This window comes from Cellulosimicrobium sp. PMB13, assembly GCF_051294865.1.
In the GTDB taxonomy this organism is placed as follows: Bacteria; Actinomycetota; Actinomycetes; order Actinomycetales; family Cellulomonadaceae; genus Cellulosimicrobium.
Genome location: NZ_CP145910.1, coordinates 1,919,667 through 1,943,466 on the forward strand (window position 1 = coordinate 1,919,667; position 23,800 = coordinate 1,943,466).

9 protein-coding genes are annotated in these 23,800 nt (G+C 71.9%); 8 read left to right on the plus strand and 1 reads right to left on the minus strand.

All coding sequences use genetic code 11. The features are described from left to right. Positions 1 to 56 precede the first annotated feature (56 nt). The 7 genes from yjfF (at position 57) to V5D56_RS08820 (ending at position 22,166) form a co-directional block, all read left to right on the plus strand. Positions 57 to 1,031 carry a galactofuranose ABC transporter, permease protein YjfF gene (gene yjfF, locus V5D56_RS08790; RefSeq protein WP_435738662.1) on the plus strand — a complete coding sequence of 325 codons (975 nt, stop codon included), beginning with the start codon at positions 57 to 59 and terminating at the stop codon, positions 1,029 to 1,031. 273 nt (positions 1,032 to 1,304) lie between these two features. Further along, positions 1,305 to 5,195 (plus strand): alpha-L-arabinofuranosidase C-terminal domain-containing protein, encoded by a 3,891-nt coding sequence (locus V5D56_RS08795; RefSeq protein WP_435738663.1) that lies wholly within the window; start codon positions 1,305 to 1,307, stop codon positions 5,193 to 5,195. A 306-nt stretch (positions 5,196 to 5,501) separates the two neighbouring features. Continuing rightward, positions 5,502 to 9,701 carry a beta-L-arabinofuranosidase domain-containing protein gene (locus tag V5D56_RS08800; RefSeq protein WP_435738664.1) on the plus strand — a complete coding sequence of 1,400 codons (4,200 nt, stop codon included), beginning with the start codon at positions 5,502 to 5,504 and terminating at the stop codon, positions 9,699 to 9,701. A gap of 225 nt (positions 9,702 to 9,926) precedes the next feature. Further along, the gene (locus V5D56_RS08805) at positions 9,927 to 14,972 is read left to right on the plus strand and encodes a family 43 glycosylhydrolase (RefSeq protein WP_435738665.1); all 5,046 of its coding nucleotides are present in this window, start codon (positions 9,927 to 9,929) and stop codon (positions 14,970 to 14,972) included. A 131-nt stretch (positions 14,973 to 15,103) separates the two neighbouring features. Continuing rightward, a complete protein-coding gene (locus V5D56_RS08810; RefSeq protein WP_435738666.1) occupies positions 15,104 to 17,719 on the plus strand; it encodes an immunoglobulin-like domain-containing protein in 2,616 nt (871 codons plus the stop codon). Between the two features lie 173 nt (positions 17,720 to 17,892). After that, positions 17,893 to 20,142, plus strand: a complete 2,250-nt coding sequence (locus V5D56_RS08815; RefSeq protein ID WP_435738667.1) for a glycoside hydrolase family 127 protein — start codon at positions 17,893 to 17,895, stop codon at positions 20,140 to 20,142. Positions 20,143 to 20,183: 41 nt separating this feature from the next. Further along, positions 20,184 to 22,166 (plus strand): Ig-like domain-containing protein, encoded by a 1,983-nt coding sequence (locus V5D56_RS08820; RefSeq protein ID WP_435738668.1) that lies wholly within the window; start codon positions 20,184 to 20,186, stop codon positions 22,164 to 22,166. A 97-nt stretch (positions 22,167 to 22,263) separates the two neighbouring features. On the opposite strand, the gene V5D56_RS08825 is transcribed toward V5D56_RS08820, so the two are convergent. After that, positions 22,264 to 23,160, minus strand: a complete 897-nt coding sequence (locus V5D56_RS08825) for an SDR family NAD(P)-dependent oxidoreductase (RefSeq protein ID WP_435738669.1) — start codon at positions 23,158 to 23,160, stop codon at positions 22,264 to 22,266. A 43-nt stretch (positions 23,161 to 23,203) separates the two neighbouring features. Here V5D56_RS08825 and V5D56_RS08830 point away from each other — a divergent pair, with 43 nt between their 5' ends. After that, positions 23,204 to 23,800, plus strand: a complete 597-nt coding sequence (locus tag V5D56_RS08830; RefSeq protein WP_435738670.1) for a TetR/AcrR family transcriptional regulator — start codon at positions 23,204 to 23,206, stop codon at positions 23,798 to 23,800.

The window sequence follows — 23,800 nt, forward strand, 5'->3', positions numbered from 1 at the left end:
CCTCGTCGCCCGGCCCCCGCGGTGCCGGTCCGGCCCGCCGCGGAGGCAGCCCGACCATGGCAGCGCGACTCGGCCGGTTCCGCCTGGACCGGCGCTACCTGCCCGTCCTCGGGACGCTCGTCGTCCTCGTCCTCATGCTCGTCGTGGGCGGCAGCCGGTACGAGAACTTCCTCTCGGCGCGCGTGATCTCGAACCTGTTCATCAACAACTCGTTCCTCATCGTGCTCGCCGTCGGCATGACCTTCGTGATCCTCACGGGCGGCATCGACCTGTCCGTGGGCGCGGTCGTCGCTCTGTCGGGCATCACGACGGCGACGCTCCTGCAGAGCGGCTGGCCCGTCGCGGTCGTCATCGCGATCTCCGTGCTGATCGGCACCGTGCTGGGCCTCGTGGTCGGCCTCATGGTCCACGTGTTCGAGATCCAACCCTTCATCGCGACACTGGCCGCGATGTTCCTCGCACGCGGCCTGTGCTACGTCATCAGCCTCCAGTCGATCCCCATCACGGACGAGTCGTTCGTCGCGCTCTCGAGCTGGAGCCAGGAGTTCGGCGACGGCTGGCGGATCACGACGGCCGTCGTCATCGCCCTCGTCGTGGTGGCGATCGCCTTCTTCGTCCTGCACTACACGCAGTTCGGCCGCACGGTCTACGCGATCGGCGGCGGCGAGCAGTCGGCGATGCTCATGGGTCTTCCCGTCGCCCGCACGAAGGTGCTCGTGTACGTGGTGAGCGGCACGTGCGCCGGCATCGGTGGCCTGTTGTTCGCGATGTTCTCCCGGTCGGGCTACTCGCTCACCGGGGTCGGCATGGAGCTCGACGCGATCGCCGCCGTCGTCATCGGCGGCACGCTCCTCACGGGCGGGACCGGCTTCGTGCTCGGGTCCGTCCTCGGCGTGCTCGTGCTCGGCCTGATCCAGACGATCATCACCTTCGAGGGCACGCTGTCCTCCTGGTGGACCAAGATCGTCATCGGCGTGCTGCTCCTGATCTTCGTGATCCTGCAGCGCGTGCTCGTCGTCAGACGGCGGTGAGCGTGGGCGCCGGGTGCGTCCCGTCGTGCGTCGGCCGGTGCCGGCGCGCGGGGGACGACCCGGTGCCCGCGCCCGTCTGACCCCCCGGTCGCCCGGGGGCACCGCAGCGCTGGACGGGGCCGGCACCCCGGGTCGCGAGGGCACACCTGTGCCCCGCGACGTCCCCGACGAGGACCCTTGTCAGATGTGAGCGCTCACACTACGGTGAGCGCGAGCCTGTTAACGCTCACACGGATGGCACGGACCGCGTCTCTCAACGAGGAGAGGAAGGCCATGGATCACCCTGAGGCACCCCTGGACACCCGAGCGAGGCGATGGCGACGCACGCTCGCCGCGACGCTCACCGGCGGGCTCGTCGGCACGGTCGCGCTCGCGTCGTCGCTGCCCGCGTCCGCCGCGGAACCCGACCTGCCCGACGGCGCGTGGATCGACACGTTCGACGGCGCCGAGCTCGGCGCCGACTGGACCGTCGTGAACCCGGTGCCCGAGGCGCTCACCGTCGCCGACGGTGCGCTCACCCTCCGGTCGCAGCCGGGCGACACGTGGCAGACCAACAACACCGCCCAGAACGTCGTCATGCTCGACGTGCCCGACGGCGACTTCACGGTCGTCACGCACGTCGAGGCGCCGGTCGACCGCGTCTACCAGGGCGCGGGCCTCATCGCGTGGCAGGACATGGACAACTACGTCCGCTCCGGCCTGACCTTCGTCGGCGACCTGTCGCCGTCCGGCCGCGCGATCGAGAACGACGTCGAGTCCGGCGGCGTGTTCGCCGCCGCCTCGTTCACCGACCGGCCCGGTTCCACGGGCGAGACGCTGCGCATGCAGCGCGCGGGCGACACGATCACGACGTCGTACTGGGACGGCACGGCGTGGCAGCCGGCGGGCTCCGTCGACGTCGACTTCCCGACGACGCAGGTCGGGCTCTACGCCCTGGCGGCGCAGGACGGCACGTCGCACACCGCGGTCTTCGACCACGTGGCGCTGGCAGCGGCGGAGGGCACGGACCAGGTGCCCGACGGCGCGTTCACGCTCTCCGGACCGGGTGACGCCCGGTACCTGGTCGCCACCGACGACGGGCTCGCGCTCGACGACGAGCGACCCGCCACGACCGTCGCGCTCGACGCCACGCCGGTGGACGGCGCCCCCGAGGGCACGTCCCCGGTGACGCTCGCGGTCGGCGACCGTCCCGTCGTCGTGACGGGCGACGAGGAGCCCCGCCTCTCCCTCGGGGGCGCGGGCACGGACGCCGTAGCGCTGCGGATCACCGACGCGGGCGGCGGCACGGTGTGGCTGCGCAGCGCCGCCGATCCGGACCAGCACGTCGGCGTGCGCGCCTCGGACGGCGCGCTCGTCCTCGGCCCGCGCGCGCAGGCGACGAAGCTGACGCTCACGCCGACGTCGAGCGCCGACCACGAGCTCACGGTCGACCTCGCCGGTGAGCGGACCGAGATGAGCGACGAGCTCTACGGCATCTTCTACGAGGACATCAACTACGCCGCGGACGGCGGCCTCTACGCCGAGCTCGTGCGCAACCGGTCCTTCGAGTTCACCAACCAGGACAACGCGTCCTTCACCGGGCTCACCGCGTGGAGCGCCGCGAACCGCGGCGGGGCCACCGCGACCACGCAGGTCGTGAACGACGCCGGTCGCCTCAACGCCACGAACCGGAACTACCTCAACCTCACCACCACGGCGGCCGGCGCCGGCGTGCGCAACGCGGGCTACAACACGGGCCTGTTCGTCGAGGTGGGGGAGTCGTACGACTTCTCCGTCTGGGCGCGCTCGGCCACGGCGCAGACCCTCACGGTGCGCGTCGAGGACGAGGCCGGGACGACCGCCTACGCGACCGGTCAGGTCGCCGTCGACGGCTCGAACACGTGGAAGAAGTACGAGCTGACGCTCGACGCGACCGGGACGACCAACGCCGGCCGTCTCGCGCTGCTCTCCGGCGCCGCCGGCACGCTCGCCGTCGACCAGGTGTCGCTCTTCCCGCAGGACACGTGGGTCGGCCCGGTCAACGGGCCGTCGGTGCTGCGCAAGGACCTCGCGGAGAAGATCGAGGCGCTCGACCCGCAGTTCCTGCGCTTCCCCGGCGGGTGCGTGACGAACGTCGGCACGTTCCGGACGTACGAGGAGTCGGGCTTCACGGACCGTCGCCGCACGTACCAGTGGAAGGAGACCATCGGTCCGGTCGAGGAGCGCGCGACCAACTGGAACTTCTGGGGCTACAACCAGTCGTACGGCATCGGCTACCTCGAGTACTTCCTGTTCGCCGAGGACCTCGGCGCGACGCCGCTCCCCGTCGTGTCGGTCGGGGCCAACGGCTGCGGCAGCACCATCCCCGAGATGACCGACCCCGCGCAGATCCAGCGCTGGGTGCAGGACACGGTCGACCTCATCGAGTTCGCCAACGGCGACGTCACGACCGAGTGGGGCGCCGTGCGCGCCGAGCTCGGCCACCCGGAGCCGTTCGGCCTCAAGTACATCGGGCTCGGCAACGAGGAGAACACGAAGACGTTCGAGGCGAACTTCCCGGCCTTCCGCGACGCGATCGCGGCGGCCTACCCGGACATCGAGATCATCTCCAACTCCGGCCCCGACGACACCGGCACGCGCTTCGACGAGCTCTGGGAGTTCAACCGCCAGCAGGGCGTCGACCTGGTCGACGAGCACTACTACAACGACCCCCAGTGGTTCCTCGAGAACGACGAGCGGTACGACACCTACGACCGCGAGGGCCCGGCGGTGTTCCTCGGCGAGTACGCGTCGCGCGGCAACACGTTCGCCAACGCGCTGTCCGAGGCGGCGTTCATGACGGGCCTCGAGCGCAACTCCGACGTCGTCCGGCTCGCGTCGTACGCGCCGCTGCTCGCCAACGAGTCGTACGTGCAGTGGTCGCCGGACGCGATCTGGTTCGACAACGACGAGTCGTGGGGCTCGGTCAACTACCACGTCCAGCAGATGTTCTCCGCGAACGTCGGGGACCAGGTCGTGCCCAGCACGCACTCCGGACCTGCGCCGGCGAGCTCGACGCTCGACGGCGGCGTCTTCCTGTCCACGTGGAACACGGCAGCGCAGTACGACAACGTGCGGGTCACGGACAACGCCTCCGGCGACGTCCTGTTCTCCGACGACTTCGAGGCCGGTGCGGACCGGTGGGAGCCGCAGGCGGGCACGTGGGCCGCGCAGGACGGCGCCTACGTCCAGTCGGCGACGAACGTCACCGACGCGCGCTCGATCGTCGAGGGCGCCTACGCGAAGGACTGGTCGAGCTACACGCTCGAGCTCGACGCCCGCAAGAGCGCGGGGTCCGAGGGCTTCCTCGTCGGCTTCGCCGCCGGCGGGCCGAACGACTACTACTGGTGGAACCTCGGCGGGTGGAACAACACGCGCCAGGCCCTCCAGCGGGCCTCGGGCGGCAGCGCCGGAGAGGTGAAGGCGGTCGAGAACCACAGCATCGAGGCCGGCCAGGCGTACCGGATCAAGGTCGTCGTCGAGGGCTCGACCATCGAGCTCTACCTCGACGGCGAGCTGCAGATGACCTACGAGCAGGCGACCACCAAGTCGCTGTACCAGGTCGTCACGCGTGACGAGGACACCGGCGACGTGGTGGTCAAGGTCGTCAACCCGACCGCGACCGCGGCGCGCACGCAGGTCCACGTGGACGGGCTGGCAGGCTCGGCCGGCATCTCGGACGAGGCGACCGTCACCGAGATGGTGGGCTCGCCGTCGGACACCAACACCAAGGCGGACCCCGAGCTCCTGGTGCCCGTCGAGCGGACGATCACCGGCGTGGGGGAGGACTTCTCGTACGAGTTCCCCGCGTACTCGATCACGTTCGTCCGGCTCCACGCGGAGCAGGCCGCTCCGGAGCTGGACCTCGACGTCACCGCGCAGGCGCGCTGCCTCGCGGGCAAGGCGTACGTCGCGGTGCGGGCCACGAACGGCGAGGACGTCCCCGTGGACGTCACGCTCGCCACGCCGTTCGGCACCAGGGCGGTCGCGGACGTCGCGCCGGGCAAGAACGCGTACCAGTCGTTCGCGACGCGCGCGGTCTCCGTCCCGGCCGGTTCGGCGACCGTGACGGGCACGGCCGTGGTCGACGGCGACGAGGTCACGTCGAGCGTCGACGTCGCCTACGACGCGCTCGACTGCGGCTGAACACCGTGAGGTAGAGCCCGGGTACCGACGGCCGCCCCGCCTCCGCGGGCGGGGCGGCCTCGGTGCTCGGGCTGCCGCGCCGTCACCTCGGGCGTTCGGCCGGCGGTCTCCGCGCGCGGCTCTACGCCCTTCGCATCCGACGCCGCCCCGCCCGCTCGACCGCCAGGTCGCCACGGCGGTGGCGGCCCAGGGCTCGACCTGGCAGCCCGCTTCCCTCGTGGCCGGTCCGACAGGCCACGAGGGTCACCACCCCGACCGCACGACGTCGCCGGGCACCGCAGCCCGCGCGTGACCCGAGGAGCAACGATGCATCCGAGAACGACCGACGGCGTGCGCCGTCGACCCGGTGGGCCGGCGCGGCTCGCCGCCGTCGCCGCCGCCACCGCGCTGGCCCTGACCACCTGGGCGCCGACCGCCGTCGCGGTCGAGCCGGCGCTGTCCGACCCCGTCCTCGACCTCGCGTTCGAGGGCGACGTCGCCGACTCCGGCCCGCTCGCGCACCCCGTGTCGTTGCGCGGCCACGCCGGGTCCGCGCCCGCCGGCTTCGAGTACGTGGACGGTGTGGTCCCCGGGTCCCAGGCCCTGCGCCTGACCGGGAGCACGTACCTCGACCTCGGCACGTCCACCGAGCTGCAGCCCGAGGACCTCACGCTGTCGTTCTGGATCGAGCCGAGCGGGAGGCTCGCAGGCGAGCACCTCGTCACGTGGAACAAGCGCGCCTACAACTCGGACGGCTGGTACCTGTCGTCCGAGTCCGACACGGTGCCGCTCGCCCTGTCGGTCGGCCCCGCGAGCGGCCAGCCGTACAAGGTGCGCGTCGCGAGCTCCGACCGCGCGTCGTTCTTCCCGGTGGACGAGTGGACCCACGTCGTCGTCACGTACGACCACGCGACGAAGGACGTCGCGTTCTACCGCAACGGGGAGAAGGTGCCGTCCACGGTGGCCAACGCGATCGGCGGTGACGCGACCGGCGTGCTCGGCTCCGACCCGGCGCTGCCCAAGACCATCGGCTTCAACGGCCCGCAGTACAACGGCGGCTACCTCCGGGCGGCGCTCGACCAGTACCGGCTGTACGACGGCGTCGCGAACCTCGCGGACGTCGTCGGCCTCTACGAGGAGTCCGGACAGGTGATCGACCGCGACGCCGTCGCGCGCGACGACGCCGACGGACTGACGCTGCCCGAGCGCGCGACCGTCGCGCTCGTCCTGCCGGACACCGGGTCGCGCGGCTCGACGGTGACGTGGCGGTCGTCCGACCCCGAGGTCGTCGCGACCGACGGCGCCGTGAACCGCCCGGCCCTCGGCGAGGACGACGCCCACGTGACGCTGACCGCGACCGTTCGCTACCTCGACGGAGATCCTGTGACCCGCACCTTCGACGTCCTCGTCCCCGCCCTCGTGGACGAGACGCCCCTCGAGGACACGACGCTGCCGTCGGTCCTGCTCTCCGACGACTTCCTGCAGAACGCGGCGTCGAAGGAGCACGAGTACCTGCTCAGCCTCGACTCCGAGACGTTCCTCTACGAGTTCTACAAGGTCGGCGGGCTGACCCCGACGACGGCCGCCGGGTACGGCGGCTGGGAGCGCAGCAACGCGGTGAACTTCCGCGGTCACGCGTTCGGTCACTACCTGTCGGCGCTCGCGATGTCGTGGTCGTCGACCCCGGACCAGGCGACGAAGGACGCGCTCTTCGCGGAGATCGAGCAGGGCGTGGGCGGGCTCTCGCGCGTCCAGGACGCGTACGCCGCGGCGCACCCGGGCTCGGCGGGCTACGTGTCTGCCTTCCGCGAGTCGATCCTCGACGAGGTGCAGGGCACCGGGTCGTCGGACGAGAACGTCATCGTGCCCTGGTACAACCTGCACAAGGTGCTCGCCGGCCTGCTCGACGTCGCCGAGCACGTCGACGGCCCCGTCGGGGACGAGGCGCTCGCGGTCGCGACCGACTTCGGGCTGTACGTGCAGGGTCGCGTGTCGAGGCTGCCGAGCACGGACGTCATGCTGCGCACCGAGTACGGCGGCATGAACGAGGCGCTCTACGAGCTCTTCGAGACCACGGGCGACGTGCGGATCAAGGAGGCTGCGGAGGCGTTCGACGAGGTGGCGCTCTTCCGCCAGCTCGCCGCGGGCCAGGACGTGCTGCCGGGCAAGCACGCCAACACGCAGATCCCCAAGCTCCTCGGCGCGCTCAAGCGCTACCGCGTCTTCACGCAGAACCCCGAGTACTACGCGCTGCTCACACAGGCGGAGAAGGACGAGCTGCCGATGTACCTCGCGGCGGCGGAGAACTTCTTCGACATCGTCGTGAACGACCACACCTACGTGACGGGGGCGAACAGCCAGGCGGAGCACTTCCACGAGCCCGGCTCGCTGCACGAGCGCGCTGACGAGCAGGGCGACGCACGCAACGCCGAGACGGCCGAGACGTGCAACGAGTACAACATGCTCAAGCTGTCGCGCGAGCTGTTCAAGCTGAGCAAGGACGTGCGGTACGCGGACTACTACGAGAACGCGTTCATCAACACGATCCTGTCGTCGCAGAACCCCGAGACGGGCACGACGACCTACTTCAACCCCATGGGCTCGGGCTACCACAAGGTCTTCAACCTGCCCTTCACCGAGTTCTGGTGCTGCACCGGGACCGGCATGGAGAACTTCTCCAAGCTCGGCGACTCGGTCTACTTCACGGGCCAGGGCTCCGTGTGGGTCAACATGTTCTTCTCCTCGACGTTCGACCACGCGGCGCAGAACCTGCGCGTGGAGCAAGAGGCGAACCTGCCGAACGACGACACCGTGACGTTCCGGGTCGCGGCGCTCGACGGCGGCGCGGTCGCCGAGGGGACGACGCTGCGGCTGCGCGTGCCGTCGTGGGCCGCGGGCGACGTGTCGCTCGAGGTGAACGGCGCCGCGGTCGAGCCGACGGTGTCGCGCGGGTACGTCGTGCTGCCCGTCGCGGCGGGCGACCAGATCCGGTACACGATGCCGATGGAGGTGTCCGTCGTCGACACCCCGGACGACCCGTACTTCGTCGCGTTCCGCTACGGGCCGGTCGTGCTCTCCGCGAACCTGGGCGAGATCCCGGAGCCCGCGTGGCAGGGCACGGGCATCCTCGTGCGCTCGTCCACGCGCGACGAGGACGCGCAGACCACCGTCACCGCGGCCGGCATGGGCGCGGACGAGTGGAAGGAACGCATCACGGAGAACCTCGTGCGCGTCGAGGACGCCGCCGACGGGCGGGTCCAGTTCCGCCTGCGCAACACCGCCGACGGGGACGGCCTCGTCTTCACGCCCCATCACACCAACTGGGACGTGACGTACGGGCTCTACCTCAACCTCGACGAGCCGGACTCCGCGGCGTCGCAGGAGCGCATCCTGCGCGCCAAGCAGCAGCTGCGCGACGCCGACCGCACGGTCGACGAGCTGACCAGCTTCGACAACAACAACTTCGAGAACGCGAAGAACCTGAAGCAGAGCGGGTCGTCGGTCGGGGCGTTCTCCGGGCGCCAGTTCCGGCACGCCGACGGGACGGGCTGGTTCAGCTACGACCTCGTGATCGACCCCGACTCCGCGGCGAACCACCTCGGGGTCACGTACTACGGGGGCGACGCGGGCCGCACGTTCGACGTGTACGTGAACGACGAGAGGCTGAAGACTGTCAGGGTCGTCGACGGCGCCCCGAACGAGGACGAGGACGGGTTCTACGTCGACTCGACGCAGCTCCCCGCGAAGTACCTCGAGATCGGCGAGGACACGCGATGGAAGGTCGACAGCGCCGGGGAGTACGTGCTGGACGACGACGGCGAGCGCATCCCCGTCGTCACCGTGCGCTTCCAGGCGACCGGCGGGTGGGCGGGCGGCGTGTTCGGCGTCCGGGTCGACCGCGCGGCGTCGTACGACACGACGCCGGGGCTGTCCGCGCTCGGGTTCGACACCGGGACGCTAGCCCCCGCGTTCGACCCGGCGACGACGAACTACACCCTGACGGTTCCCGGGGGCACGACGAGCGTCGTGCTCGACGCCGACCCGCACCTGCCGAGCGGCCTCGTCCGCGTCGACGGCGTGCTGATCGACGACACCGCCGGCCGCGTCGTGCCGCTCCCGGCCGACGGGACCGGCCGGACCGTCGAGGTCGTCGGCGTGGCGCAGGACCACACGACGTCGACCACCTACACCGTGGAGATCGTGCCCGGGGACGTGGTGCCGGAGCCCGAGGTCGAGCTGACGGTCGAGGCGACGCCGCGGTGCCTCGCCGGGAAGGCGTACGTCGCGGTGCGCGCGATGAACGCGGGCGACGTGCCGGCGGACGTGACGCTGGCGACGCCGTCCGGGACGAGGACGTTCACCGCCGTCGCGCCCGGCAAGGCGGCGTACCAGTCGTTCGCGGTGCGCGCGTCGTCGGTGGCCGCGGGAACGGCGACGGTCACGGGCACCGCGGTGCTCGAGGGCCCGGGCGGACCGCAGCCCGTCACGACGACGTTCGACGTCGCGTACGACGCGACCACCTGCTGACCGCGAGGTAGAGCCGCAGGCCGCGAGGTAGAACCCGCCGGGTTCTACCTCGCGACCGCAGGTTCTACCTCGGCGGACGGGAGCTGGCGGGGACGTTCGAACGTGATCGCCTCAGGGCTCACCCTATTCATGTTTGCGCTCACATGTTAGCGTTCACACGCGCGCGTCCGACGACGGACGTGCCGCCCGGCGGTGCCGCCGGGGCACGACGACGAGGAGTCATCGATGACCTCACGCCACGTACCAGACAGCTCTCGAACGACGTCGGGAGGGACCGCCGGCTCGTCCGACACGCCGCCGGCCGGTCACCGGTCCGCGACCACCCTGCACCCGCGCACGTCCGGCACGCGTCCGTCCGACACGCGTGCCGGACGGCGTGCGCTCGCCGCGCTGCTCGGGCTCGCCCTGGTGGGACCGCTCGCGCCCGCCGCGGCAGCCACCGCAGCGCCGGCCGCCCTCGAACCCGCGTCGACCGCAGCGCTCGCCGAGCCGACGACCGACGGCCTCCAGCTGTGGCTCCCGCTCGACGAGACCGAGGGCACCGTCGCGCACGACGCGTCGGGCAACGGGCTCGACGCGACGCTCGCCGGGTCGGGAGGCGGCTGGCGCGAGGGTCAGGGGTTGACGTTCGGCGGTGCGAACCACGTCGATCTCCCGGACGACCTGCTCGCAGGCCTGGACGCCGTGACCGTCAGCGCGGACGTGTGGATCGACCCGGCGCTGACCGGCAACTACTTCTTCTACACCCTCGGCAACCCGGCCGTCGGGACGCCGCAGTCCGGAAACGGCTACCTGTTCTCGACCGGCAACGCGAACTACCGCGCGACGATCTCCGACCTCGCCTGGGGTCGTGAGCAGAACACCGCGAAGGCCCCCGCGGGCGCGCTGGCCCGCGGCGTCTGGAAGACGGTCACCTACACGCTCGGCGGCGGCACCGCCCGCCTCTACGAGGACGGCGCGCAGGTCGGTCAGAACACCGCGGTGACGATCACGCCCGGCGCGATCGGCGGCGGCAGCACGACGGCCAACGCCCTCGGGAAGTCCGCCTACGCGGCCGACAACCTGTTCACGGGCCGCATGAAGGACTTCCGGCTCTACGACCGCGCGCTCACCGCGCAGGAGGTCGCCGACATCTCCGCCGACGCCGCGCAGGACGCCGTCACCGCCGACGCCGCGGCCCTCGACCTCGGCGACACGAGCGCCGTCGTGACCGACCTCGACCTCCCGACGAAGGGTGTCGGCGGCACGGCCGTCACGTGGACCACCTCGGACGACGGCGTCGTCGCGGCCGACGGCACGGTGACCCGTCCGGCCGCGGGCGAGGAGCCGGCGACCGCGACGCTCACCGCCACCGCCGCCCTGCGCGGCGCGACCGAGACCCGCACGTTCGAGGTCACCGTCCTCCCGGGCGACGGCGACCAGGCGAAGGCCGACGCCGCGGCCGCGGCGCTCGAGGTCCCGAACCTCGACGACGTGCGCGGCAACCTCACCCTGCCCACGACCGGGCTGCACGGTGCGAGCGTGAGCTGGGAGTCGTCGTCGGGCACGATCACGCCGACGGGCGAGGTGACGCGGCCCGCGCACGGCGAGGACGCGCAGTCCGTGACGCTCACGGCGACCGTCACGGTCGGCACGGCGACCGCGACGCGCGAGCTCGGTGCGACGGTCCCGCCGCTGCCCGAGCAGGAGGAGCTCGAGGGCTACCTCTTCTCGTACTTCGTCGGCGAGGGCACGGCCACCGGCGAGCAGGTGTACTTCGGCCTGAGCCAGGGCAACGACCCGCTCAACTACCAGAACCTCAACGACAACCAGCCGGTCCTGACGTCCGAGCTGGGGGAGAAGGGCCTGCGCGACCCGTTCATCATCCGCTCGCCCGAGGGCGACAAGTTCTACCAGATCGCGACGGACCTGCGGATCTACGACGGCAACGGCTGGGACGCCGCGCAGCGGCAGGGTTCGAAGTCGATCATGGTGTGGGAGTCCACGGACCTCGTGAACTGGACCGACCAGCGGCTCGTGGAGGTCTCTCCGGACACCGCGGGCAACACGTGGGCGCCGGAGGCGTACTACGACGAGAGCATCGGCGCGTACGTCGTCTTCTGGGCCTCGAAGCTCTACGCCGAGGACGACCCGGGCCACACCGGCAACAGCTACAACCGCATGATGTACGCGACGACGCGCGACTTCGTGACGTTCTCCGAGGCGAAGGTCTGGGTCGACCCGGGCTACTCCGTCATCGACTCGACCGTCGCGCAGGACGACGACGGCACGTTCTACCGCTTCACGAAGGACGAGCGGAACAACACCTCGACGACGCCCTGCTCGAAGTTCATCCTCGCGGAGAAGTCCGACGAGCTGCTCTCGACCGACTGGGACTACGTCACCGACTGCATCGGCAAGGCGAACTCGACCGGCCCGGGCATCAACCAGGGCGAGGGGCCGACGATCTTCCGGTCGAACACCGAGGACAAGTGGTACCTCTTCATCGACGAGTTCGGCGGCCGCGGCTACGTGCCGTTCGAGTCGACGTCGCTCGACGCCGCCGAGTGGACCATGTCGACCGACTACGAGATGCCGTCGCGCCCGCGCCACGGCACGGTGCTCCCCGTGACGCAGGCCGAGTACGACCGCCTGCTCAGGACGTACCAGCCCGACGCGTTCGTCGAGTCCGTCGAGGACGTCGCGGTCACCGTGCAGACGGGCTCCGCGCCCGTGCTGCCCGCCCAGGTCACCGCGCGCTTCGCCGACGGGACCTCCGGTCCGGCCGACGTCACGTGGGACGCGGTCGACCCCGCGTCCTACGCGCAGGAGGGTGAGTTCGTCGTCGAAGGCGCTCTCGGCGGCGGGGTGAGCGTCCGTGCCCGCGCGGTCGTCACCGTGACCGACGACGTCGTGCCGGTCGAGGGCCTGACCGTCACCCCGGCGTCGGTCCAGGTGGGCACCGGCGGGACGCGGCAGCTGACCGCCACCGTCACCCCGGCCAACGCGACGGCCCGCGCCGTCACGTGGGCGTCCGACGACGAGTCCGTCGCCACGGTCTCGGCCGAGGGCGTCGTGACCGGCGTCGGCGAGGGCCACGCGATGGTCACCGCGACGACCGCCGACGGGTCGCGCACCGCGTACGTCGCGGTCGAGGTGACCTCCGACGTCCCGGGGCTCGTGGTGCGCTACGCGCTCGACGAGACGAGCGGCACGACGGCGGCCAACTCGGCGCCCGACGCCACGATCGGCGCGGCGACGCTCACGGGCGGCGCGGTCTTCTCCGGGACCGGCGAGGGCGTGACGCTCGACGGGACGAACGACTACGTCGACCTGCCCGACCACCTGCTGGCCGGCCTCACGGACGTCACCGTGAGCCTCGACGTGAAGATCGCCACGGACCAGGCCACGCCGTACTTCATCTACGGCCTCGGCAACACGAGCGGGACGGCCGGCAACGGCTACCTCTTCACGACCGGCAACGCCTACCGCACCTCGATCGCCACGGGCAACTGGACCACGGAGCAGACGGTGAGCAAGAACGCCGACCTGCAGCGCGGCGTCTGGAAGCACCTCACGTACACGCTCGAGGGCACGACCGCGGTGCTCTACGAGGACGGCGTCGAGGTCGGGCGCCAGACCGGCGTGACGATCGACCCGAAGGACATCGGGGGTGGCCAGACGCTCGCGAACTACATCGGCCGCTCGGTGTACTCGGGCGACCGCTACCTCAAGGGCTCGGTGCGCGACTTCCGCGTCTACGACCGCGCGCTGACCGCCGACGAGGTGTTCCAGCTCGGTGCCGACCACACGGCCGTCACGGGCGCGGAGCTCGAGGAGCTGAAGGTCCCGGCGATCGTCGACGGCGCGAGCTCCACGGTCACGCTCCCGGTCGAGCCGGGGACGGACCTCACGGCGCTCTCGCCCGTGCTCGCCCTCTCGTCCCGGGCCACGGTCTCGCCGGCCAACGGCTCCGCGCAGGACTTCTCGGAGCCGGTCGAGTACACGGTGACCGGACCGGACGGGTCGTCGCGCACGTGGACGGTCCAGGCGAAGGAGATGAACAGCCCGGTGCTGCCGGGCCGGTACGCCGACCCGAACATCGCGCAGTTCGGCGACACGTTCTACCTGTACGCGACCACCGACGGCACGCCCGGCTGGGGCGGCAAGGACTTCTACGTCTGGACGTCGAAGAACCTCGTCGACTGGGAGCGCTCGGAGGAGCCGTTCCTCACGCTCGACGGCGCGAACGGGAACGTCCCGTGGGCGACCGGCAACGCGTGGGCGCCGACGATCATCGAGCGGGACGGGAAGTACTACTTCTACTTCTCGGGCCACAACCCGACGTACAACCGCAAGACCATCGGCGTCGCGGTGGCCGACAACCCCGAGGGACCGTTCACCGCGGAGCCCACGGCGATGATCACCAACGGCGAGTCGATCGCGTCGGGTCAGGCCATCGACCCGGCGGCCTTCCACGACCCGCAGACCGGGAAGTACTGGCTCCTGTGGGGCAACGGCGGCCCGTCGAACGGCCCGGTCATGGCCGAGCTGTCCGACGACATGACGTCGATCGAGCAGGACACGCTGCGTCGCATCCCGGGGCTGACGGACTTCCGTGAGGGCCTGTTCGTCAACTTCCGCGACGGGATCTACCACCTCACCTACTCGATCGACGACACCGGGTCGCCGAACTACCGCGTCGGGTACGCGACCGCGACGAGCATGGACGGCCCGTGGACCTACCGCGGCGTCATCCTCGAGAAGGACGCGTCGCAGGGGATCCTCGGGACCGGGCACAGCTCGATCCTCAACGTCGAGGGCACGGACGACTGGTACATCGCGTACCACCGCTTCGCGATCCCCGGCGGCAACGGCACCAACCGCGAGACGACGATCGACCGCCTCACGTTCGGCGAGGACGGCCTCATCCAGAAGGTCACGCCCACGCTCGAGAGCGTGGAACCGGTCGACGTCGCGCCGCAGCCCGAGGTCGAGCTGACCGTCGAGGCCACCCCCCGGTGCCTCGCGGGCAAGGCCTACCTCGCGGTCCGCGCGACGAACGCGGGCGACGTGCCCGCCGACGTCACGCTCGCGACGCCGTTCGGGGCGAAGACGTTCGCCGACGTCGCGCCGGGGAAGGCGGCCTACCAGTCGTTCGCGGTGCGGGCGACGTCGGTAGGGGCGGGCACGGCGACGGCCACGGGCACCGCGGTCCTCGACACCCCCGACGGTCCGCAGCCCGTCACGACGGAGCACGAGGTCGCATACGACGCCGCCACGTGCGGCTGACCACCGCGAGATAGAACCGCAGTTCGCGAGATAGAGCCCTGGTAGGAGACCAGGGCTCTATCTCGCGGACCAGGGTTCTACCTCGGCAGGCAGGCGCTTCACGCTTCATCTCGACGAGGAGAAGGACGACCATGAGAGAAGTCAGGACACGCCGACCCGAGCGTCGGCGTCGGCGGGCGGCGGGGATCGCCGTCGGGCTGGTGGGCGCGCTCACCGCGACGATGCTCGGCACGGCCGGCGCCACGGCGTCGCCCGTCGCCACCGCGACCGTCGGGGCAGTGAGCGCTGACGACGACGGGCTCGTCGCCTGGTACCCGCTCGACGCGGCCAGCACCACCGGCGGCACGACGGCGAACCTCGCCGCGGGCTCGACGTTCGGCCCCGCGACGGTGCACGGCGCGACGGCGACCCCCGACGGTCTCGCGCTCGACGGCACGGACGACTACGTCGACCTGCCCGACCACCTCCTCGCGGGCCTCACCGACGCGACGGTGAGCCTCGACGTGCTGGTCGACACCACGCAGGCCACGCCGTACTTCGTCTACGGGCTCGGCAACTCGAGCGGGACGGCCGGCAACGGCTACCTCTTCACGACCGGGAACGCGTACCGGACCTCGATCGCGACGGGCAACTGGTCCACCGAGCAGACCGTCACCAAGGGATCCAACCTGACGCGCGGCGTGTGGAAGACCCTCACCTGGGCGCTCACCGGCACGACGGCGACGCTCTACGAGGACGGCGTCCAGGTCAAGCAGGCCACCAACGTCACGACCGACCCGGGCCAGATCGGCGGCGGTCAGACGACGGCGAACTACGTCGGGCGCTCGCTGTACTCCGGTGACCGGTACCTCAAGGGCCAGGTCCGCGACTTCCGGCTCTACGACCGCGCCGTCACGGCTGCCGAGGCGGCCGAGCTCGCGCTCGAGACGTCGACGGCCGCCGCCGACGCCGACCTCGCGGCGCTCGACCTCGGCGACACGAGCGCCGTCACCGCCGACCTCGCGCTGCCGGCGGCGGGCCCGCAGGGCTCGCTCGTCAGGTGGACGTCGTCCGACCCCGCGGTCGTCTCGGCGACCGGCACGGTCACGCGCCCCGCGGCGGGCGAGGACGACGCGACGGTCACCCTGACCGCCGCCGTGACGCGCGGCGCGGTCGCGCGCACCGCGACGTTCGAGGTCACGGTCCTCGCGCAGCTCCTGCCTGCCGAGGCGGCGCAGTGGGACGCCGAGCACGTGAGGGTCCCGCACCTCGACGACGTGCGCGGCAACCTCACGCTCCCCGCGACCGGAGCGAACGGTTCGTCGCTCACGTGGGTCACGTCGGACCCCGCCACGATCTCGCCCACGGGCGAGGTGACGCGTCCCGCGCACGGCGAGGAGGCCGCCGTCGTGCAGCTCACCGTCACGGCGTCCAAGGACGGCGCGACGGCCACGCACACGTACGACGCGACCGTCCGGCCGCTGCCCGCCGCCGCCGACTACGAGGGCTACTTCTTCCCGTACTTCGAGGGCGAGAGCACGCCCGACGGCGAGTCGGTCTACTTCAGCGTGAGCGACGGCAACGACCCGCTCGACTGGGTCGAGCTCAACGACGCCGAGCCGGTCCTCACGTCGGAGCTCGGCGAGAAGGGCCTGCGCGACCCGTTCATCATCCGCTCGCCCGAGGGCGACCGGTTCTTCCTGCTCGCGACCGACCTCCGCATCTACGGCGGCAACAACTTCGCCAACGCCCAGGAGCGCGGATCGCGCGCCCTCATGATCTGGGAGTCGACGGACCTCGTGAACTGGTCCGAGCAGCGCATGGTGACGGTCTCGAGCGAGTACGCCGGCAACACCTGGGCGCCCGAGGCGTTCTACGACGCGCAGCGCGGCGAGTACATCGTCTACTGGGCCTCGGCGCTGTACCCGACGACGGACACCACCGGACGCCGGATCGCGACGAGCTACCAGCGCATGATGTACGCCACGACGCGCGACTTCGTGACGTTCAGCGAGCCGCAGGTGTGGATCGACGAGAAGCGCGGCGACGGCCTCGGCATGATCGACTCCTCGATCGTCGAGCACGAGGGCACGTACTACCGGTTCACCAAGGACGAGGCGTACATGATCCCGCGCCTCGAGAAGTCGACGGACCTGCGCTCGACCGACTGGGACCTCGTCGCCGAGAAGATCGGGTACGGCCAGCCGAACCCGTGGGGCGGAACGCTCACGGCGGGCGAGGGGCCGACGGTGTTCAAGTCGAACACCGAGGAGAAGTGGTACCTCTTCGTCGACCAGCCCAGCTACCACGGCGGCCAGGGATACCTCCCGCTCGAGTCCACCGACCTCGACTCGGGCGTGTGGACGTCCGTCGACGCGGACCTGCCGAGCAGCCCGCGCCACGGGACCGTCCTGCCGATCACGGCCGCCGAGCAGGCCGCGCTCCTCGCCGCGTACGGCGACGAGCCGCCCGCGCCCGAGCTCGACCTCGCGGTGGACGTCTCGCCGCGGTGCCTCGCGGGCAAGGCGTACGTCGCCGTGCGCGCGACGAACGGCGAGGCCGTGCCCGTCGACCTGACCCTCACGACGCCGTACGGGACGAAGGCGTTCGCCGACGTCGCGGCCGGCAGGGCGGCGTACCAGTCGTTCGCGGTCCGCGCGACGAGCGTCCCTGCCGGGACCGTCACCGTGGCCGGTGTCGCGACCCTCGACGGCAAGGAGGTGACGACCACGCTCGAGGCGCCGGTCGAGGCTCTCGACTGCGCCTGATCCTCGCGAGGTCGAGCGGTCGCGCCGAGGGAGAGGGGAAGCCCCTCTCCCTCGGCGCGCGGCCTGCACCTCGCACCCCAGACCCTGCACGAGCGTCGGAACGCGGGACTTCCCTCCTTGCCGCCGACGACGCTTCCACCACTCGACGACGAGTGAGAAGGAGCGAAGCAGACATGCCTGTGCACGACTCGACCTATTCGCGCCGGTCCGTCCTGCGGCTCGGCGCGCTGGCCGCCGGCGCGACCGCCGGTGCGGTCGCCCTCGCCGGGGGCGCCGCCGCCGCACCACCGGCCGTCCCCGCCGCGTTCGTCCCGACGAGGCCACCCGTGAGCCGCGGCTTCCTGCGGTCCCTCGACCGGTCGACCACCCTCGACGGCTGGGCCGCCGAGCCGTTCTCGATGTCCGACGTGACGCTCGCGCCGAGCGTCGCGACCCGGTCCCAGGACCAGATGCTGCACCTCGCCCGCGTGTACCCGGTCGACCGCGTCCTCGCGGTCTTCCGGCGCAACGCGGGGCTCGACACGAAGGGCGCGAGCGCGCCCGGCGGCTGGGAGGGCTTCGGCCACGCCAACGAGCAGGCGTGGGGACCCGACGACTACCCGGGCCGCGCGAACACCCAGACCGCCAACCTCCTGCGCGGCCACTACGGCGGGCACTTCCTGTCCATGGTGTCGCTCGCGTTCGCGAGCACGGGGGAGACCGTGTTCCAGGACAAGGTGGACCAGATCGTCGCCGGCCTCGGCGAGGTCCAGACGGCGCTCGCGGCCATGGGGCGGTTCAGCCACCCGGGCTTCCTCGCCGCCTACGGCGAGTGGCAGTTCAGCCAGCTCGAGAAGTACGCGCCGTACGGCGAGATCTGGGCGCCGTACTACACGTGCCACAAGATCATGGCGGGGCTCCTGGAGGCCTACCGCCTCGCGGGCTCGGACCAGGCGCTCGAGATCGCGACCTCGATGGCGGACTGGGTGCACAGCCGGCTCTCCGTGCTGCCGCAGGCGCAGCTCGACCGCATGTGGGGCATCTACATCGCGGGTGAGTACGGCGGCATGAACGAGGTGCTCGCCGACCTCGCGGCCGTCACCGGCGACGACACGTACGTCGCCACGGCCCGCCTGTTCGACCTCAACACGCTCGTCGATGCGAGCGCCGCGGGCACGGACACGCTCAACGGCAAGCACGCGAACCAGCACATCCCGCAGTTCCCCGGCTACCTCAAGGTCCACGACCTCACGGGCGAGCAGCGGTACCTCGACGCCGTCGAGGGGTTCTGGGGCATGGTCGTCCCCGGGCGCACGTACGCGCACGGCGGCCACGGCGAGGGTGAGCTCTTCGGCCCGCCGAACACGGTCGCGGGCGACATCGGCGCGCGCAACGCCGAGACGTGCGGCACGTACAACATGCTCAAGCTCAGCCGCCTGCTGTTCTTCCACACGCTCGACCCGAAGTACATGGAGTACTACGAGCGCGGCCTGCTCAACCAGATCGTCGGCTCGAAGAAGAACACGCAGTCGGACACCAACCCCGACGTCACGTACATGTACGGCGTCAACCCCGGCACCCGCCGCGAGTACGGGAACACGGGGACGTGCTGCGGCGGGACCGGCCTCGAGAACCACGTGAAGTACCGGGACTCGATCTACTTCCGCACGGTTGACGGCAGCGCGCTGTACGTCAACCTGTACCTCGCCTCGACGCTCGCGTGGGAGGAGAAGGGCTTCGAGGTCGTCCAGGAGACGCAGTACCCGAAGGTCGGGTCGAGCCGGCTCACGGTGACCGGGTCGGGCCAGCTCGACCTGCGCCTGCGCGTGCCCGGCTGGGTGCGCAAGGGCTTCACGGTGCGGGTCAACGGCGCGGTGCAGGACCTCGACGCGGTGCCCGGGACCTACGTGAGCGTCTCGCGCTCGTGGCTGCCCGGCGACGTCGTCGAGATCGACATGCCGCTGAGCATCCGCGCGGTGCCGACGATCGACAACCCGGCGATCCAGAGCATCGAGCACGGCCCGACCGTGCTGCTCGCGCGCAGCGCCTCGCGGGAGTACCTGAAGCTGTCGCTCTACGCCCACATGGGCCTCGACGGCACGCTCGAGGGCGCGTTCACGGACCTCGGTGACGGGTACTTCCGGCTCGGCACCACCACGTTCGAGCCCGCGTGGTCGGGCGACGACACCCAGTACCACATGTACGTCGAGCGGTCCGAGCCGCGCGTCGTCTTCGCGGGCCTGGACAGCGGGGTCACGAACGCGCAGCGCGCGAACGGCACGTCGTTCCTCGACGTGGTGTGGGGCGACGGCGGGTTCGCGGACCGCGCGGCCTTCCTCGCGAAGGTCCAACGCACGGTGGAGCAGTTCACGGCGGACGGCCTCCTGAGCCGCCGCGACGGGCAGAGGGTCCTGGTCACGGCGGGGAAGGCGAGGCTGGCATGAGCGCGCGACGCAGCATCTCAGGGCGAGAGACAGACGGCACCGTGCTGATCCCGCTGGACGCTCAGGGCGAGCGCGGCCACCCTGCGCGTGCCCGACGCCGCGTGGTCGCCACGGTCGCGGCCCTCGCCCTCGCGGTGACGGGCGCGAGCGTGGGCGCCGTCGCCGCGACAGGCGAGAACGGCGACGTGCTCGTCGCCGCGGCGGAGGCCGAGCCGTCGAACGTGGCGCTCCTCGGGACGCCCGAGGCGAGCTACACGGCGTCGTGGAACAAGGTCGAGGCCGTCAACGACGGCGCGGGCGTGAGCCAGGGCGGCGCGCACGACGCGACGTGGGCGACGTGGAGCGGGGACCGCCCCGCGACGCAGTGGCTCGAGTACTCGTGGCCCGCGCCGGTCACCGTGGACCGCTCGGTCCTGCGGTTCTGGTCCGACGGCACCGACCCCAACGGCGACAACGTGCGCGTCCCGGCGTCCTGGACCATCCAGTACTGGGACGAGGGCACCGGGGCGTTCGTCGACCTGCCGAACCCCAGCGGCTTCCCGACGGCGCGCCTGGAGACCAACGAGACGACGTTCGACGCGGTGACGACGACGCGCGTCCGGGCGACGTTCCAGGCGCTGCCCGGCACGACCGGGACGAGCTTCTCCGCCGTCGGGGTCTCGGAGTGGGAGCTGTGGGGCACGGGCGGCGTCGAGGAGCCGGACCCCGTCGACCCCAACGGTCCGATCGACCACTCGCCCGTCCACGTCCCGACCGACGTCGGCGTGCTGCCGGACCTTCCGGCGGAGATCGACGCGATCTTCACCGACGGGCGGGTCGAGACCGTGGACGTCGACTGGGAGGACGTCACGGCCGACGACGTGGCCGCGCCCGGTGCGTTCGACGTGACCGGCACGTCGCCCGAGCTCGTCGAGCCCGTGAGCGGCACCGTGCACGTGCGCGACGGCGACCCGGGCCAGATCGCGACGGTCGACTACGTGAGCGTCGTGACGCTCGCGGGCACGGCGCCGGTGCTGCCGGCGACCGTGACCGCCGAGTACGACGACGCGTCGAAGGACAGCCGCGTGCCCGTGACGTGGGAGGCGGTCGACCCGGCGGACTACGCCGAGCCCGACGGCCTGTTCTTCGTGGCGGGCGACGTCGAGGGGACCGACCTCGCGGCCGAGGCCACGGTGTTCGTCCTCGCGCCCGACACGGGCGAGGACACCACGCCGCCGACGGTCGTCGTCTCCGCCCAGCCGGGCCCCGCGACGTCGGGCTGGTACGTGGGCGCCCCGACGGTCACGGTCGTCGCGACGGACAACCGCGACGCCAGCCCGGTCGTGGAGGTCTCCGTCGACGACGGCGGGTGGGCCGCCTACGACGGCCCGTTCACGCTCGACGACGGCGAGCACGCGGTCGCGGTGCGGGCGACCGACGCCGCGGGCAACGTCGGCGAGGGCTCGCGCGACCTGCGCGTGGACACCGTCGCGCCCGTCACGACCGCGACGGTGCGCGACCTCGGCACGAGCGTCGAGATCACGCTCGCGGCAACCGACGCGGGCTCGGGCGTGGACAAGGTCCAGTGGGAGGGCCCCGGCACGTTCTGGGGCACCTACTCGGAGCCGTTCACGCGCGCGCTCACCGAGGAGGAGCAGGTCATCGAGTTCGCGGCGACCGACGCGGCGGGCAACGAGGAGGTGCGGGGGCAGGTGGTCCTGCCGGCGCTCGGCACGGAGCCGTCGCTCGACCTCGTGGTCGAGGCGTCGCCGCGATGCCTCGCCGGGAAGGCCTACGTGGCCGTGCGCGCGACGAACACCTCGGGCGGCGTCGTGGACGTGCCCGTCGACGTGACCCTGTCGACTCCGTACGGCCAGAGGACGTTCGCCGACGTCGCACCCGGGCGGGCGGCGTACCAGTCGTTCGCGGTGCGCGCGGCGTCCGCCCCCGCGGGCACCGTCACGGTGACGGGCAGCGCGACGGTCGACGGCGAGGAGGTGACCTCGACCTCGACGGTCGCGTTCGACGCCGTCGACTGCGGCTGACCCGATCCGCCACAGACCCCCGGGCGGCGTGCCGGCGCCGCCCGGGTCCCTGCCCGGTCCGTACCCCCTCGGGGGTGCGGGCCGGGTCTCGTGGGCGTCAGGCGACGGCTGCGCGACGGCGCTCGACGAGCGCGAGGGTGTCGTCGTAGAGGCGCCGGGCGACCTCCTCGTCGTGGCTCGCGGCGGAGGACGCCACGACCCGGCCGCCGCTGACGTACGCACCGGTCGGGACGTGCCGGCTGCCGTCGGCGAGCGCGGCGAGGTGCCGAGAGGACGCGGCGGGCGTCGTGACGCGCGGGAGGACGGCGAGCAGCGGGCCGACGCCGCGCCACACCGCGCGGAACCAGGTCGGCTGGTTCCGCACCAGGCCCGTGCCGGGCATGAGGCCGGGGTCGTACGCGACGACGGTGGTGCCCGGCGAACGGCGCGCGATCTCGTACGCGGTGAGGACGTTCGCGAGCTTCGACGTGGGGTAGCGCCGCAGGGACTCGGTGATGCCGGGCGCCGGCGGCCGCACCAGGTCGTCCAGGACGACAGGGAGCGGCTCGGGCATCCCGGTGCGCTGCGCCGGGTCGTGCGTCCCGGACGACGTGACGACCAGACGGTCCACGCGGGCCGCCGCGTGCAGACGCTCCCAGAGCTGGACGTGGCCGACGTGGTTGACCGCGATGGTGATCTCGAGCCCGTCGGGCGTGGTCGTCGGCGCGGACACCTGGGTGCCGGCGTTGAGGAGGACGGCCCCGAGGTGGTCGCCCGTGCGCGAGAGGATCTCGTCCGCCGCGCGGTCGACCGAGGCCGGGGACGCGAGGTCGAGGACGACTCCCGTCGCACCGGTGGCCTCGGCGGCGCGGGCGACCCCGCTGGAGCGCGTGCCGGTGAGGACGACGTGGTGGCCCGCTCGCACGAGGCGCTCGGCGGTGCGGAGGCCGACGCCGCTCGTCCCTCCGGTGAGGACCACGGGAACGGACGACTGCGAAGTGGCATCGTGTGACATGTGGCACAGAGTGTCACATGTCTCTCTGTGCCACCATGCCTCCATGGCCCAGACCGACGGCGCGGAACCCGGTTCGCTGCGCGCCCGCAAGCTCGCCCGCAGCCGCGAGGACGTGGCCGACGCCGCGTGGCGGCTGTTCCTCGAGCGGGGCTACGACGCCGTGACCGTCGCCGACATCGCCGACGCGGCCGGCGTCGCGCGGCGCACGGTGCACCGGTACGTCGCCGTGAAGTCGGACCTCGTCTTCGGGCACGAGGGGGCGATCCTCGGCGTGGTCGACGACGTCCTCGCGGCAGCGTCCCCGGACGAACCGGCGCGGGACGTGCTGGTGCGCGCCCTGCGCGCCCTGGCGGACCGATGGCCGACGACCCGCGCCGAGGCAGTGGCCCGGGCGCAGGTGATCGCGGGGTCCGCCGAGCTCGTGGAGCGCGACCTCGCGAAGCGGGCCCGGATGCGGGACCTCGTCGCGGACTCGCTCCGACGGGCGCTGCCGGGCGTCGCGCCGCTCGAGGCCGCGCTGTGGTCCGAGGTCGGGATCGCCGCCTTCTATCTGGCCTACGACGAGTGGGTAGCGGGACGCGCGACCCTCCCGGGGGCGCTGACGGAGGTCCTCGGGCACCTCGGCGTCGGCGCCCGCTGA

Coding starts and splice junctions, on each gene's coding strand:
- yjfF (WP_435738662.1), top strand. CDS start 57: ATGGCAGCGCGACTCGGCCGGTTCCGCCTGGACCGGCGCTACCTGCCC.
- V5D56_RS08795 (WP_435738663.1), top strand. CDS start 1,305: ATGGATCACCCTGAGGCACCCCTGGACACCCGAGCGAGGCGATGGCGA.
- V5D56_RS08800 (WP_435738664.1), top strand. CDS start 5,502: ATGCATCCGAGAACGACCGACGGCGTGCGCCGTCGACCCGGTGGGCCG.
- V5D56_RS08805 (WP_435738665.1), top strand. CDS start 9,927: ATGACCTCACGCCACGTACCAGACAGCTCTCGAACGACGTCGGGAGGG.
- V5D56_RS08810 (WP_435738666.1), top strand. CDS start 15,104: ATGAGAGAAGTCAGGACACGCCGACCCGAGCGTCGGCGTCGGCGGGCG.
- V5D56_RS08815 (WP_435738667.1), top strand. CDS start 17,893: ATGCCTGTGCACGACTCGACCTATTCGCGCCGGTCCGTCCTGCGGCTC.
- V5D56_RS08825 (WP_435738669.1), bottom strand. CDS start 23,160: ATGTCACACGATGCCACTTCGCAGTCGTCCGTTCCCGTGGTCCTCACC.
- V5D56_RS08830 (WP_435738670.1), top strand. CDS start 23,204: ATGGCCCAGACCGACGGCGCGGAACCCGGTTCGCTGCGCGCCCGCAAG.